Raw genomic sequence first — 14,017 nt, 5'->3', positions numbered from 1 at the left:
CTCACCATATGGGTAAAGGCGGGAAATCAGCTGAGTTACTCAGACTGGCAATACAGAAGCTCCTATGGAGACATCTATGAAAATAGTACTACAGGTGGTTTACTAAAGGCAACTCTCATCAAAAATTTCGATGAGATCAACAGGTAAAACGATGTTAGTGCGAAGATCTTTTGAGGTACTGATCGGAGCGATCTGCAGCAACAAACTGCAAAATAGCCTTCACATCATCAGAGCAGGATTTGAACACCAGACGTGAAAGCACATCAGGTCCGCGTTGAAGAATCAACACACCGATAAGGCCGTCGATAAATGACTGAGTAGCTTCAACACCAGAAAAATCGAGGACGACCTCTTCCCCTTGAGCCAAGGCAATCTCAATCTTATCCCTGATAGGAGCAGCACTTAACCGAGGGCCGACAAGGCGACCATGGGCATATGCTTGAAGTAATAAGGATGAACGCATGATTTGGCAATGATAACCTAAGTTATAAAAAATCCCAAAGCTATTTATTCAAACCGCAGTTTTACTGCTGGTATGTCATCTAAAGGAGGTAAAAGGTCTTTCACATGAACATCGGCGAGTTTCGATCGGTTTACCTCCATTGCAACGCCAACCCCCTGCCAATAGGCTCCTGTACTCTCTCCGCTATAACCGGACGTGCTGTGCATCGCATTACCACTAGCCAGTATCATGCGACCACCCGCATGCTCTGCGATTCTGCAAGAGGTAGTAAGGCCCACCCCTTGATTGACGGAATCAGCAAGCAAACCCAAATCTCGATTGCAACTAACACGTGGCTGTAAAGCAAGCAAGATGGCATCAAGATGGTGCTCGCGCTGAAGTTTCGTGTGCGCTCGAAGCGATTCTAGAAATCCGCAACCATTATCCACTACCCCCAAACGTATTAAATTCTTGTTGGGGTAATGCTGACTCGCAACCCAGACGCAAGCATTCTTATTTCCTCGCCTGGCATGGGTCAGTGCATTCTCCAGCAACTCGTTCAACGCATACTGCAACGGTTCCACCAATCTTTCGTAAGCCGTATATCCCGTCATTTCATCCGGCATATCATCAGGGTCTGCTCTGCCAATCATTGCTTTCGCCAACCGGTGTGCGGCATTTCCTACCTCAGCGCGATCGCACAACTGCGTCAACTCCACCAATGCATCACTGCGATCCTGTCGCGTTCCATTTTTCATGGTGCAATCTACCAACTCGATACCAGTAAACACATCCATGCGTTGCAAATAGCCACTTAAACCCGGAGATAAATGATGGATTCGAATCACGCGACCTTGTCTTCTTGCTTCATCGAAACAGGCACCCAACATCGCCATCCCAAAGGGGTCAATAAACTTCAAATGTACCGCGTTGATTTCAGCAACCCCAACAGATTTCATAATTTCCTGGCAAACGGAAATAGTCTCAAGTGCGGACGGTGCTGACAAATAACTGGGGAAAATAATCATGCGACCACTACCTGTACCTGAAATTATCTACACTTTCTATAAATCTGGGCGCATTAAGATATTGCATGTTCAACCAACACGTCCGCCAGCTTCTGTTGCAGCTGATTTGCGTCAGTGATACGAATTTTTAGTTGATCGCACAGCACCATTAGCTCATCGACTCTAGAAACAATTCGGTGTTGCATGGCTAATGGGGGCAATGGTATCGGGGCTAAACGTAGTTTTTCTTGAGATATATTTACCTGACTTGCAGCCATGCCTGACTTTGCATTTTCAAGATATACCGCGGTTGCCCCAGTATTTAAACAGAGAGTCATAAACTTACCATCAACACCAATATCGACAGGATGAAATCTAATGATTTTGTCTGAAATCATTAACCTTGGCCTTGTATCTTGGACAAAACATGAGATTGCAACTCGGTTTGTGGGACCAGCTCTAGTAAAAAGAATATCACCAGCCTTAGCCTCTGCCTCTGGTCGTGGCGTTAAATTACCAGGCAGCTCTTTATTTTCTTGCTCTAAATATTGCATTACTTGTACTGCTGTGGTCTTCAATACCCCCCAAACGCTATCCGATGGTGAACAGTTATCCAAACAAGATGGACTCCAACCTGAGTCCATACTTGTTGTAACCTCAAAAAGCCTCACCCACTCCCATAACATTGGAATCTCAAATGGTTTTTCTTCCTCTGTCATCGGCGATAGGAGTTTGTCTTTCTTAATCTTACCAACGGCTATCAACTTGGCTTTTTCAGCCTGTATGCGCTTGAGCAATTCACTGGCAGGTTCGTCTTTCGGGTCTTGCGGAACGAGCTTGCCCATTACCGCCAGTTGCAGCAGGGTTTGCTTGATGGCGTCGATGCTAGCTTCGGTGGTGAACAGGGTGTCGAAATGCGCGGCGATGCGCTGCCAGTTGGCGCTGAAGTCTGCGGCACTTTGCGATTGGGTGAGCGTGGCGAGCAGGTGGCTCACGAGTTTTTCGTGGGCTTCGGCGGCGTTGTTGTGCTGGGTTTCCAGTTGGTCACACAGCGCCATCAGCTCATCGACTTTGGCGACGATGCGGTGTTGCTCAGCGAGTGGTGGAATAGGAATAATAAATTGACCTAATTTCCCTATACTCAATCCTTCACGAGACACACCTACTTGAACATCCATTACAGTTTGCTGGACATGCCTTGATATTAAAACCAAGTGAAGAAAACGCAATATTTCTTTAGATGTGGAACGGACAATTGTCACATGCTGACTAACATTTCCTGTCTCAAAGCTATCAGGCACAATTGCACATCGCCCAATTGAAGCTCCAGTAATGTTAAACAGAAGGTCACCTGCACATACACGTGTTCCTGACATTTTATGATGTGTTTCTGGCGCAATGAAAGCCACATCATCAAGTCTCAAACCTTCATCCCAGACATTTTGAGAACGCAAAAAAGGGACGCCCTTATTAACATAAACTTGCTTCCCCCCAAGCGGCGTACTACCAGCACCAATTTTACTTAACAGTTCATTTAACCTGACCCACTCCCATCCCTTTGCCAAATCAAACGGTGCTTCATCGCCATTTATTGGCGCCAGTGGTTTATCTTTTTTGATCTTGCCTTCGGCAATCAGTTTGTTTTTTTCAACCTGTATACGTTTGAGTAACTCTCTAGCAGGCTCATCCTTCGGGTCTTGCGGCAACAGCTTGCCGCGCACCGCGAGTTCAAGAATCAACTCGCGCAGTTTCCTGATGCCATACACACTGGCAGCATTGCCCGAACTACGACCACGCCCTGATTTTTTCACGCTATCGGCAGCTGTCCAGATGTCGATGTGATCGGTCAGCAATTGCTGTATGGCATTCATGCCTTCGCCCCGCGTTGCAGCGCCTCTCCCAGTATATCTCTCAACTGCCCAAGCAGCCCAGAGATGTCATTCTGCATGGCGTTGTACTGCGCTAGCAGCACATCAGGGTCATGGATTTCCTGTTCGTCGATATGCGGGTTCTTGCAATCGAGGTTGTAGTTGCGCGCCTTGATCTCTTCCAGGCTGACCTTCCACGCGTATTCATTTTCTACACGTTGTTTGAAGCCATCTTTTTCTTTACCCCACCATTTTTCCAGCGGTTCAAACTCTTCAACCTTTAAGGGTTTTGTTTTGTTATAGGCTTTTACACCCGACGGCAATTGATGATCGTAAAACCAGATGTGCTGGGTGGGTGAGCCTTTAGTGAAGAACAACAGGTTGGTCTTAATACTGGTGTAAGGGGCAAACACGCTATTGGGCAGGCGCACGATGGTGTGCAGGTTGCATTCTTCCAGTAGCTTTTCCTTGATGCGGGTTTTGATACCTTCGCCAAACAGAAAACCATCCGGCAAAACCAGCGCGGCGCGGCCACCGGCTTTGAGCAACTGCATGATCAGTACCAGAAACAGATCGGCGGTTTCACGCGTGCGGAATGTTGCAGGGAAGTTAGTTTCAATGCCATCTTCTTCCATGCCACCGAAAGGCGGGTTGGTGACAACCACATCCACACGCTCTTTCGGCCCCCAACTGATCAGCGGGCGTGCCAAGGTGTTGTCGTGGCGGATATTGCTAGGTACATCTATGCCATGCAGGATCATGTTGGTGGTGCAGAGTAAATGCGGCATCGGCTTTTTCTCGATACCGAAAATGCTGGCCTGTAATTGCGCTTCATCGTCTACTGTTTTCACATCCTGTTTGCGGATGTGTTCAATCGAGCAGGACAGGAAGCCGCCCGTACCGCAGGCGGGGTCCATGACTTTTTCACCGAGGCGCGGGTTGACCATGCGCACCATGAACTCGGTTACTGCACGCGGGGTGTAAAACTCTCCTGCGTTACCAGCTGCCTGCAAATCGCGTAGCAGTTGCTCGTACATATCGCCGAACAGGTGGCGCTCCTGTGCTTTGTTAAAGTCCACGCCTTCCTGGATCTTGTTGATTACCTGCCGGATTAACTGGCCGGATTTCATGTAGTTGTAGGCGTCTTCAAATACTGAACGAATCACATAGGCGCGTTGGTCGCCGCCTTTGGCTTCCAGATTCTGCAAGGCTGGGAACATGTCATTATCGAGAAACTGCTTCAGTTCCTCGCCGGTCATACCTTCGGCGTTGGCTGCCCAGTTACGCCAGCGGTATTGCTCCGGCAAAGGTGATTTGTAGTTGTCTTGCAACAGCTCCCATTCGGTTTCGCGGTCGTCAAATATTTTCAGGAACAGCATCCAAACCAGCTGGCTCAGGCGCTGGGCGTCGCCATCGACACCCACGTCTTTGCGCATGATGTCCTGGATGGATTTGATAGTGGAGGAAATACTCATAAATAGGGCTACTTATTGTTAAAGGTTAAAATCACACGTAAAGATTTTGTTCTAATTCATGCAATGCAGCGATGTAGGCGGGTTTGCCACCAAAGGCTGACACTAATTCACTGGCCGTACCCATATCTTTAAACGGATCGAGCGTGAGGATTTTGATGTCCTCGATGTTTTCAATGCCAGTATCAGCGTATTTTTCCAGCAGGCTTTCCAGCACCTTGCGTGCTTGTTCACCATATTTGGCAAAGTAGTTACGCTTTTTCACATTCTCTGCGCGTTCACGGCGAGTCAGCGGTGGTTGGTCAAAAGCGACGTGACAGATGAGGTCAAACGCGTCGAAATCCTTACCTACTTCATCGGCCAGCGGCTCCAGCAATACGCCGTGTGCTTCCAGTTCTTGCAGGATGACTGCCTTACGGTCGGCTTTGCTCCAACTACGCAGGAATTCATCAAGTGAAGAATAATCCTTGCGCACGGTCTTGCGGGTGTAGTCCTTGAGGGATTCGGTAATCAGTTTGCCGTCCGGCCCGTAATACTGCACGCGCTCGGCTACCACATACACCGTCACATCGCTGAGTACATATTTTAAACGTCCGGTGCCAGGTTCGTCCCCGCCTTCATCTGGACCATCTGTTGGTACATCGTTATCGCCAGCATCCAGCGGAATGGGATTGCCATTTTCATCAAGATTGATTTCGGGTTCATCATCTGGCGGCACTGGCGATTCATCACCTTTTGGCTCATAAATCATCACTGGCTCACCATCGAAGGCTGGATCAGCAAAGAGCTCTGTCGCCTTTTTAAAATCCATAATGGTGAACCAATACTTGCCGTAATCTTCGTTAATCCGGGTGCCGCGCCCGATAATCTGCTTGAATTCGGTCATCGACTTGATGTGTTGATCCAGCACTATTAACTTGCAAGTTTGCGCATCTACGCCTGTGGTCATCAGCTTGGAGGTGGTAGCGATCACCGGGTAACGTTCTTCCGGGTTGATGAAGTTATCCAGCTCGGCTTTACCTTCGTTTTCATCGCCGGTAATACGCATCACGTATTTGCGGTTTTTCTTTACTTGTTCAGGGTTCAGGTTGACCAAGGCTTGGCGCATGCGCTCGGCGTGGTCAATGTCATCACAGAATACGATGGTCTTGGCGTATGGGTCTGTTGCCACCAGAAACTCGGTGATTTTTTGGGCGACCAGCTCGGTGCGCTTTTCCAGAACCAATGTGCGATCCATATCAATCTGGTTGAAAATACGGTCTTCAATTAACTGACCATTTTTGTCTGTCTGGCCTTTGCTTGGGCGCCAGCCTTGTACGTCTTTGTCGATGTCGATACGCACGACTTTGTATGGTGCTAAGAAGCCGTCTTCAATGCCCTGCTTTAGCGTGTAGCTGTAAACTGGATCACCAAAGTAATAAATACTTGAAACATCCTTGGTTTCTTTCGGCGTAGCGGTTAAACCTACATGCGTGGCTGAGGAAAAATAAGCCAGAATCTCGCGCCATGCGGAATCTTCCGCTGCACTGCCACGATGGCATTCGTCGATCACAATCAGATCAAAGAAATCCGGTGAGAACTGTTTGTAGATGTTTTGTTCTTCTTCGCTTCCGGTAACAGCCTGATACAAGGACAGGTAAATCTCATAGCTCTTGTCGATCTGGCGTTTGCTGATCTTAGTCATCGCCGCGCCAAATGGTTTGAAATCGTTATTCTTTGTTTGATCTACCAGAATATTACGGTCGGCCAGAAACAGAATGCGTTTCTTGGTGCCAGACTTCCACAGCCGCCAGATGATCTGGAATGCGGTGTAGGTCTTACCTGTGCCGGTGGCCATGACCAGCAGAATACGCTTCTGACCTTTCGCCACTGCTTCCACCGTATTGTTGATGGCAATGGATTGGTAATAGCGAGGGGAACGATCTGTACCATCGTCGTAGTACGACATTTCTACCGTGTGAAGAGCATCAGCTGTTTCTAACCCCTTCCACTGGCAATAGCGTTGCCAGAGTTCTGCGGGTGAAGGGAAATCGGCTAATGCCAACTCCTGCTCAGTCTTATCGGCTAGCCCGGTACGATCATGCATCAGGAATGCATCGCCATTAGAGCTAAAAACAAACGGCACACCGAGAGTTTCGGCATAATTCAGCGCCTGTTGCATTCCAGAACCCACGCTGTAGCCGTTTTCCTTGGCTTCTATAACAGCCAACGGGATATTCGACTTGTAGTACAGAATGTAATCGGCGCGCTTCTGTTCACCACGGGTATGCAGCTTGCCACGCACGATGATGCGCCCTTTGGTAAAACTGACTTCCTCACGGATCTGGCTGTGCAGATCCCATCCAGCACTGATGATGGCTGGTGTGATGTACTTGGTACAGATGTCGCGTTCGGAGAGGCTTTTCTTGTCAGCCATGAGGCAGGACTATCCTTGTATATATCCGTTCGATCGGCTTTTTATATATAGGTTGGAAGTTATATCAGATTTGATGCTAAACGGATAGGGTATATAGCCATTTTGGACCAATTTTGATTTTAGAAAGGGATGGCCATGACTACCAATGAGTAACATTGCAATAAGGTTTCAACTGTTGCTATATATCAGTAGACCATACACACTTAAAATAATTAGGCCCCCAGGAGAAGAAGTGAAAACTCGAGACTTACTTATCAAGTTAGGGTTCCAAGAAGATTGGAATGTAATGACTGATGAATTACCTGGCTACTATTTCGACTTTGGGAATGCAAAGCTATATGCTGCTCAAGTAATGACTAAGTACCTACAACCCTGCATTTTATTGACAGGCGTATTGTCTGATAATAGAAGCATTGGTATGGTCCAAAGTGAGTTGCATACGTATGTAAATTCTTATGAAGAGGGTATGGCACTTTTAGCTTATTCAGTTGGTGAGGATTTTGTACCAATGAAACCAACAGAATGGCTGGACCTAGGGCGAAAGTTTGAAGATCACTTACCATGGGTGCAAAGCAGGAAGGAACATGATGCGCGGCCGCAGTGCGTTGTAGATCGTGATTGGTTGCGTGTCGCATTGAAAAAACTGAGTACTTTGATTAAAAATGCGAATGACTGCGAGCAAGCTAGCTTTGAATTTGATGGCGAAATATTTTGCATCAAATTTCTTGATACGCGACTCGCCTTTCCTGGGACTGGGAAAGCTTGGGATAGCAACTATTACGTGGACAAAAAAAATCTCATCGGGCTTCCCAAAAGGTTGTCGACAGAGTCTGTATTTATAGACATATCGAACGGATATTTGGGAATTGATGGCCGTGGAATGTCTTTGGCGTGCATATGTGAAGAATCCTAATCCAGGATTTCTAATTTAATCATGAAAAAAATTACTAACGTTCTACGCATTTAAATGAAATGCTATCAACGTCTATTTTCTTTAATTCACCACCCTGTTTTTCATAAAATTGGTGAGCAACGGCGGCATTTGCAGCAAAGTTAAATAAACCAAAGCTCTTCACTTTTGTTTTTATCCAACACTTACCATTCCGGTATTCATCAACTTTATTAAATCGATTATTAACAGCAAACAACTTCCCATCTTTTCCTTCTACCGCATCAACATTATGTGTTTCACAAAGTTCTATTCCTATACCTCTGCAAACTGGCCCAGTAATTTGCCCAATAACATAGTAATCAGCAAAAGTGATTGGTGATGATGTCAAAACAATGCAAAGCAAAACGCGTTTCATGACTTTCTCCGAGCATGGTTAGGATTATTAGTTAATAAAATTCATAAATCCTACACTAGACATTCTACTTTAGTTATCATATATTAATCGATATCGATTAATAATTACTAGAAAAATATGATTAGTTGTCGTCTTTCCACTATTTTAGGTGCTAAGCGCCTCAAAGTTTCTGATGTTTGTCGTGGGACAGGTGTCGCTCGCGCTACGCTGGACCGTTATTACAATGACAAAGTAAACAGCTTTGACCGTGAAGTACTATCCAAGCTATGCGACTTTCTTCAAGTGAAGCCGGGAGATCTACTTGTGGTAGTGGATCAAGGAGATCTTTTTGGTGTTCAGAGTCATACAGACAAGGAAGCATCATGACCGAGCGGGAAATAAAACTGTTGCTGGATGCGCACGCCATTAAACAGATACAAGTGCATTATGCGGTGATGTCGCAAGGTTACATGATTGTGGCGGATGGCAAGCCGCTGGAAACGGGTAAAAAAGAAACGCGGGAATTTAAAACCCTGGATGCGACAGCCAAACTTTTGTTCAAGCTGGGTGTCGCAAATTTCTCCGTCAGACTGCGAACGACAGCCTAAGCAATATCCGCTAAAGCCCAGCCAGAAAAAAATTAATCATACCCCGCATCACAAATTATCGTGACTTCCTATACCGGAAAAATTGCTCTTGGAAATTCGGACTATGTTGATATGCGTGAAATTAACCTAGCAATAAAAGCAATAAGGGATTGGCTACGGCAATTACTGGTTCGCATGCGCATGCCCGTATCACAGAACAAGGCTTTGCGACTCGCTTCACAAATAATTACGAACAAAGTTAGGAATGTCCCGTTAATCTGCTATGGCACGCAACCGAGCAACTGTCGCATTTATAACAGACCATCCGAACCCTGCTGGTATATTTATGCCCCCTGGAACGATCATCATGATGTGCTTGCGGTGCGAAGTAGCCGTGTGATACTGGTCGGAAAGAAAACAGGCGCCATCCTTTACGATGGCTCTGCCGGAAACGAGGGGTAGCACCTCACTGCCTGGCAAAATTCAAACATTGGAACAATACGAGCTTTTACCACTCAAGCCATTGCCCATAATTAAGGAAACTTTCATGCCACAACTACCCAGTGGTCGTCATGTTGCCATTGATCCTTACCCGCTTTTGGAATTACTCGATGATTCCGACAATGCCGCGAATATCCACAAAATTCTGCCTATAGACAGTATTTCCAAGATGATGGACTGGTTACTAGTGGCTTACTTCATTACACCAGAAGACGCGCATGGTAAAGGTATTGATCCTAAAATGGGAGAAGGTAGTCTTACGCCACCGCCTGGCTTGGTTTATATGCGAACAGGTTTTACCTTGTCACGCTGGGATGAGCTAGCGGTGGACTGGAGCAAGGAAGATCGAACTGCAATGATGGCTTTTCTAAGCGAACCGCGTTATCTGGATTACATGGAACACCGACTGATGAATGTCAAGCAGCGGCAGCAACGCATACTCAGTTCGGATTCTGTAACGACAAAACTGCTTGCCGGTATGTGGATGGCAGGTATACATCCCGCCCAAGATGAGAATCATCAGACCATATGGGGAGAGGAAACATTACTCGAATGGGACACCTATGATATGTTGGCTGCGCTCAAAAGAATTGTTGCATACATGGTGACGCATCCTGAAATTTATCAGGAGCATGGTAATGTCTTCGATCGCGCCTCCGGTATGTGGCAGATGTTTTCTGGCCATCATCCTTTCCTGCGCCAACTGTTTACCCCCGATATTTCTGTCCGGGATGTAGCAAAGGAGTGGCGCGAGGTTGGACATTTGGGTCTGCTTTCTGCAGAAAAACAGGCATGGTTTCATAACCAGATGGTTATCGAATGTACTAATCTGTGTAATCTTGCAGGTGAAACACTTGAAAAAAATTGCCCTCACGCCTTTGCAATATTGACGCTAGTGTCGCTTTCACCAGCTGGGGTAAAGTCAACTTGAGCAACATGATTGTAGATAATAGGTTCGCCCAATGCGCGGATCAGATTGAGCAAGCTGATAGCCTAATCATCACTGCCGGGGCAGGCATGGGAGTTGATTCCGGTTTACCTGATTTTCGGGGGGCAGAAGGGTTCTGGCAAGCATACCCTGCTCTGGGAAAAGCAGGGATTCAATTTCATGAGATTGCTAATCCATCAGCCTTTCGCAGCAATCCACAGTTAGCTTGGGGTTTCTATGGTCACCGCTTGAACCTTTACCGAGATACCGTTCCCCATGAAGGGTTTTCCATCCTGCTCCGTCTCGGTGAATCCATGCCCAAGGGCATGTTTGTTTTTACCAGTAATGTGGATGCTCAGTTCCAGAAAGCAGGTTTCAGCAACAGACAAATACATGAATGCCATGGTTCAATTCACCACTTGCAATGCCAAGATGGCTGTATGGCGGATATTTGGTCTGCCGAAGATTTTCATCCTCTGATAGACCAAGAAAACTGTCTGCTGACATCTGATTTTCCACGGTGCCCTCATTGCGGAGAAATTGCCCGTCCGAATATCCTGATGTTTAACGATAGGGATTGGCTTAGCTATAGAGCAGACACTCAGGAATCGAATCTCAAAGTATGGCTTAGCAGTATTAATCGCCCTGTCATTATCGAAATAGGCGCAGGTGAAAGCATTCCTACTGTTCGGAGGTTTAGTGAAAACCAAAATGGCTTTATGGTTCGTATCAATCCAAAAGAAACGGAACGCAATAGTGCAACTTATATGGGTTTTAAGATGGATGGGCTTGCAGCTTTACAGGGGATTGAAGCGGTATTACAACCGATCTCCGGACTTCCCGTAGTTTCATAGTCGTTTCTTAGTGCATATTCCCAACGTGATTATCGGCAAGATCGCGCAGGGGTATCAAAGCCTAAACCGTGGTAATAAACGTGGTAACTAAATTAAATGATAATTATAAATGTAGATATAGTGAAGCATACAGGCTCCAATGTGTAGGACACCGCCCCGCCAAAAAATAACGGTCCATTTTATAATGGGCCGTTTTTCATTTGCATCGACTGAATTGTAGTGTGATTAGTTATTGGAAGTGCTGGCAGAAGGCCCTATTAATATTGATAGGAACCCTGACTATAAATAAAAAACCCCACCAATAAGGGGCGGGGTTCATGGACTGAGTTAGTTATGCTTATTTTGCTGCTTTACGTCGTGTAGCTAGCATCGCCAAGCCTAATCCCATCAGTACTAAAGTTGCAGGCTCTGGTACTGCTGAAGGGCGCGCGTTGCCACCAAATGAGTGGTTATCAATAGCAAAACCAAAGAAGCTGTTATTGCCACTTATGACCACTGATTGAATATCGGCTGCATTGCTTTGAAAGCCAAAAAACTGCATGGCAGAGATACCTGAGAAGTTGTTGATGTAGCTAGGGCCAGACAAAAAATTAATTGTAATGTCAAAATTTGGCATTAAGCTATTTGTATCAAATCCAAATGCTGAAATAATTGGGTTGTAAGTGATTGTTAAATCACGATCGCTAGGATTAAAGCCATCAAGAAACCCACCGCTAAATCCACCGCCAGCATCTATGTTGAAATAATTTCCTGAGCCAGTTGGTGTTGTGTAAGTAACGCCGCTCTTGATACTACCAGCAGCCAGGGTGCCAAAAGCAGTTGTGGAACTTAAACTTCCGCCGGGAATTGGGAAGTGAGATGTGTTGGTGAAATTTTCTAAAGTGGTTGAACCAACGGCTGAGTCAAATGTTGTTCTGTCCGAAAATGTGGTAATAACGCCGGCATTTGCCCCTGTTGAAATGGCAAATAAAAAGTACGCTAAAAATTTCTTCATTATATTTTATCCAATTATATTAAAAGTACTGCATGTATCACTAAGCACAAACTGTGCCATATGTGTGATAGTTATATAACTGATTGATAATATATGGTGTTTTGCATGTCAAAAGTTGGGGTTTGTGTAAATTAGTAAAAAAATTCGACAGTATTGGGTTTGAAATTACAGTTTTGATGTTTAAAAATATACAACATTATGTTTTTATTCTAAATATTTAATATTATATATGTAAATATTTTCGACATTTATTATTATTTAGGGTGTTTATTTGGTTAATTTTTTATGATTTTAGCGTTGAAGAGCTGAAGATTTTGTCTTTTTGGAAAGCTTGATTTGAGGGAAGTGAAAATTTCATTTAATAAGGTGTGAAGATGATTTGAGTTGTCATTTCATCATCGGTTTTTCTGAGTATCTGTCAGTTTTTTTAAACTTGTTAAACTAACTGCTTAACCTGAAAGCTGTGGTTTTAGTATATTCAGTCATTAAGCAGTTTGGGCAATATTGTTTCTAAAAACTGTGACGTAACTGATTTCCTGAGAAAACAACAGACCATGAAAATGGGTCGTTTTCAATCGAGCGTATTTTAATTAAAGAAGTTAATCCCGTATTAGTAGCACCGGCGCTGGCGCAATTCGCGCTACGCCCTCAGCGATACTTCCCATTAGCAGGCGATCAAAACCGCTCCGGCCATGCGTACCCATGACAATAAGATCGGCTGACCAACGCTTGGCTTCTTCCGTAATTGTTGTGGCAATTCGTTCGCCTGCAGTATTGAGTTGGGCTGTTTCAGCATCTACTCCGCCTTTTTTGGCGGTTTCAGCGGCTTTGGTGAGTAAGTTCTTGCTTGATTCCTGTAAGGCTTTTCGCAGAGCGGTGATATCCATAAAGCCTTCAACATCACTGTAGAGAACGGCTTCATCCACTACGTGGACAATTCTGAGCTGGGAGTGTTGTTCACTGGCAAGCTTTATCCCTTCTCGCAAAGCGTTATTTGAAGTGGCGCTGCCATCTATAGGAACGAGGATTCGTTTATACAATCTGTATTCTCCGATTATTGAATCAGAACTAGATTTTATTTCTTACCGCATCTGCCCAGTTGTTCGGGGTTTCATATAGTCTGACTTGTTCCAGTCGCAAATTGTTACCATAAGTATCCTGATACGCTTTATCTAGAATACGGAAGGCTTCGGCGGCAAGGTTTTCAGCAGTGGGAATAAAGGGCAGCGCTACCGTTTTATGTTCTGGTAATGTTTTCAAAAATTCGATCACTTGTGTATCACCCGTATAAACTAGAAAAGCATGGTCCCAAACACCTGCAATATAAGTATAGGCAATATTTTTCACATCGGTGAAATCCATTACCATGCCTTGCTCGGAAATGCCTTCTATTTCGATAATAGCACCTGAAAGGGTGATCTCAATGGCATAACGGTGACCATGCATATGCCTGCATTGGCTTTTGTGGTGGGGAATGCGGTGTCCTGCATCAAATTCAAGTCTGCGTGTGATTTGCATGGTCTAAGGTGGAGTGTGAAAATTGCCAATTATATCATTGTTGTTGAATCCGTATTTAGTCAGTTAAAACCGTTACAATTCATATTTAATTCGTTACTCAAGGAATGCTCGTGCCTATCCATACTAATGTGCTGACAACGGTTG

15 protein-coding genes are annotated in these 14,017 nt (G+C 45.3%); 6 read left to right on the top strand and 9 right to left on the bottom strand.

Annotated features, from left to right (window positions below; all coding sequences use genetic code 11):
• Positions 1 to 154 precede the first annotated feature (154 nt).
• The 5 genes from EDC63_RS16205 to hsdR are packed head-to-tail and all read right to left on the bottom strand — an operon-like array spanning position 155 to position 7,205.
• The gene (locus EDC63_RS16205; protein WP_124946677.1) at positions 155 to 463 is read right to left on the bottom strand and encodes an STAS-like domain-containing protein; all 309 of its coding nucleotides are present in this window, start codon (positions 461 to 463) and stop codon (positions 155 to 157) included.
• 44 nt (positions 464 to 507) lie between these two features.
• Positions 508 to 1,470 carry an ATP-binding protein gene (locus EDC63_RS18880; protein WP_223248296.1) on the bottom strand — a complete coding sequence of 321 codons (963 nt, stop codon included), beginning with the start codon at positions 1,468 to 1,470 and terminating at the stop codon, positions 508 to 510.
• 53 nt (positions 1,471 to 1,523) lie between these two features.
• Positions 1,524 to 3,320: a restriction endonuclease subunit S gene (locus EDC63_RS16195; protein ID WP_124946676.1), complete on the bottom strand. Its 1,797-nt coding sequence runs from the start codon at positions 3,318 to 3,320 to the stop codon at positions 1,524 to 1,526.
• Entirely contained in the window at positions 3,317 to 4,792 is a 1,476-nt protein-coding gene (locus tag EDC63_RS16190) for a type I restriction-modification system subunit M (protein WP_124946675.1), read from the bottom strand. Before EDC63_RS16190 ends, EDC63_RS16195 begins: the two co-directional genes overlap by 4 nt.
• A gap of 31 nt (positions 4,793 to 4,823) precedes the next feature.
• Positions 4,824 to 7,205 (bottom strand): EcoAI/FtnUII family type I restriction enzme subunit R, encoded by a 2,382-nt coding sequence (hsdR, locus tag EDC63_RS16185; protein ID WP_124946674.1) that lies wholly within the window; start codon positions 7,203 to 7,205, stop codon positions 4,824 to 4,826.
• Positions 7,206 to 7,437: 232 nt separating this feature from the next.
• Between hsdR and EDC63_RS16180 the strand changes: the two genes are divergently transcribed.
• Positions 7,438 to 8,118, top strand: coding sequence for a hypothetical protein (locus tag EDC63_RS16180; protein ID WP_124946673.1), 681 nt, complete (start codon positions 7,438 to 7,440; stop codon positions 8,116 to 8,118).
• A gap of 34 nt (positions 8,119 to 8,152) precedes the next feature.
• On the opposite strand, the gene EDC63_RS16175 is transcribed toward EDC63_RS16180, so the two are convergent.
• On the bottom strand, positions 8,153 to 8,512 hold the full coding sequence (locus EDC63_RS16175) for a hypothetical protein (RefSeq protein WP_124946672.1): 360 nt from the start codon (positions 8,510 to 8,512) through the stop codon (positions 8,153 to 8,155).
• A gap of 117 nt (positions 8,513 to 8,629) precedes the next feature.
• Between EDC63_RS16175 and EDC63_RS16170 the strand changes: the two genes are divergently transcribed.
• From EDC63_RS16170 to EDC63_RS16150, 5 genes are all read left to right on the top strand, one after another.
• Complete coding sequence (locus EDC63_RS16170) at positions 8,630 to 8,878, top strand: helix-turn-helix domain-containing protein (RefSeq protein WP_124946671.1); 249 nt, start codon at positions 8,630 to 8,632, stop codon at positions 8,876 to 8,878.
• Positions 8,875 to 9,099, top strand: a complete 225-nt coding sequence (locus EDC63_RS16165) for a hypothetical protein (protein ID WP_124946670.1) — start codon at positions 8,875 to 8,877, stop codon at positions 9,097 to 9,099. The genes EDC63_RS16170 and EDC63_RS16165 overlap by 4 nt, the downstream gene beginning before the upstream one ends.
• Before the next feature lie 111 nt (positions 9,100 to 9,210).
• Entirely contained in the window at positions 9,211 to 9,540 is a 330-nt protein-coding gene (locus tag EDC63_RS18600) for a hypothetical protein (RefSeq protein ID WP_165923020.1), read from the top strand.
• Between the two features lie 85 nt (positions 9,541 to 9,625).
• Complete coding sequence (locus tag EDC63_RS16155; RefSeq protein ID WP_124946668.1) at positions 9,626 to 10,510, top strand: hypothetical protein; 885 nt, start codon at positions 9,626 to 9,628, stop codon at positions 10,508 to 10,510.
• 5 nt (positions 10,511 to 10,515) lie between these two features.
• A complete protein-coding gene (locus EDC63_RS16150) occupies positions 10,516 to 11,361 on the top strand; it encodes an SIR2 family NAD-dependent protein deacylase (protein WP_124946698.1) in 846 nt (281 codons plus the stop codon).
• Between the two features lie 337 nt (positions 11,362 to 11,698).
• Here the strand turns inward: EDC63_RS16150 and EDC63_RS16145 are convergent, their stop codons facing one another.
• The 3 genes from EDC63_RS16145 to queD all read right to left on the bottom strand — a co-directional run bounded on the left by EDC63_RS16145 (position 11,699) and on the right by queD (position 13,873).
• The gene (locus EDC63_RS16145) at positions 11,699 to 12,355 is read right to left on the bottom strand and encodes a PEP-CTERM sorting domain-containing protein (protein WP_124946667.1); all 657 of its coding nucleotides are present in this window, start codon (positions 12,353 to 12,355) and stop codon (positions 11,699 to 11,701) included.
• A gap of 599 nt (positions 12,356 to 12,954) precedes the next feature.
• Complete coding sequence (locus EDC63_RS16140) at positions 12,955 to 13,395, bottom strand: universal stress protein (protein WP_124946666.1); 441 nt, start codon at positions 13,393 to 13,395, stop codon at positions 12,955 to 12,957.
• Between the two features lie 28 nt (positions 13,396 to 13,423).
• Positions 13,424 to 13,873, bottom strand: coding sequence for a 6-carboxytetrahydropterin synthase QueD (gene queD / locus EDC63_RS16135; protein ID WP_124946665.1), 450 nt, complete (start codon positions 13,871 to 13,873; stop codon positions 13,424 to 13,426).
• Between the last annotated feature and the right edge of the window lie 144 nt (positions 13,874 to 14,017).

Source organism: Sulfurirhabdus autotrophica, from assembly GCF_004346685.1.
Lineage (GTDB): Bacteria > Pseudomonadota > Gammaproteobacteria > Burkholderiales > SMCO01 > Sulfurirhabdus > Sulfurirhabdus autotrophica.
The sequence above is the reverse complement of the archived record's forward strand: the minus strand, read 5'-3'. Positions and strand labels throughout refer to the sequence as shown.

What these genes read in the sequence shown, in the direction of transcription:
- queD (WP_124946665.1), bottom strand. Translation starts at nt 13,873, where the DNA reads ATGCAAATCACACGCAGACTTGAATTTGATGCAGGACACCGCATTCCC.
- EDC63_RS16150 (WP_124946698.1), top strand. Translation starts at nt 10,516, where the DNA reads ATGATTGTAGATAATAGGTTCGCCCAATGCGCGGATCAGATTGAGCAA.
- EDC63_RS16170 (WP_124946671.1), top strand. Translation starts at nt 8,630, where the DNA reads ATGATTAGTTGTCGTCTTTCCACTATTTTAGGTGCTAAGCGCCTCAAA.
- EDC63_RS16205 (WP_124946677.1), bottom strand. Translation starts at nt 463, where the DNA reads ATGCGTTCATCCTTATTACTTCAAGCATATGCCCATGGTCGCCTTGTC.
- EDC63_RS16165 (WP_124946670.1), top strand. Translation starts at nt 8,875, where the DNA reads ATGACCGAGCGGGAAATAAAACTGTTGCTGGATGCGCACGCCATTAAA.
- EDC63_RS18880 (WP_223248296.1), bottom strand. Translation starts at nt 1,470, where the DNA reads ATGATTATTTTCCCCAGTTATTTGTCAGCACCGTCCGCACTTGAGACT.
- EDC63_RS16155 (WP_124946668.1), top strand. Translation starts at nt 9,626, where the DNA reads ATGCCACAACTACCCAGTGGTCGTCATGTTGCCATTGATCCTTACCCG.
- EDC63_RS16145 (WP_124946667.1), bottom strand. Translation starts at nt 12,355, where the DNA reads ATGAAGAAATTTTTAGCGTACTTTTTATTTGCCATTTCAACAGGGGCA.
- EDC63_RS16190 (WP_124946675.1), bottom strand. Translation starts at nt 4,792, where the DNA reads ATGAGTATTTCCTCCACTATCAAATCCATCCAGGACATCATGCGCAAA.
- EDC63_RS16195 (WP_124946676.1), bottom strand. Translation starts at nt 3,320, where the DNA reads ATGAATGCCATACAGCAATTGCTGACCGATCACATCGACATCTGGACA.
- EDC63_RS16175 (WP_124946672.1), bottom strand. Translation starts at nt 8,512, where the DNA reads ATGAAACGCGTTTTGCTTTGCATTGTTTTGACATCATCACCAATCACT.
- hsdR (WP_124946674.1), bottom strand. Translation starts at nt 7,205, where the DNA reads ATGGCTGACAAGAAAAGCCTCTCCGAACGCGACATCTGTACCAAGTAC.
- EDC63_RS18600 (WP_165923020.1), top strand. Translation starts at nt 9,211, where the DNA reads ATGCGTGAAATTAACCTAGCAATAAAAGCAATAAGGGATTGGCTACGG.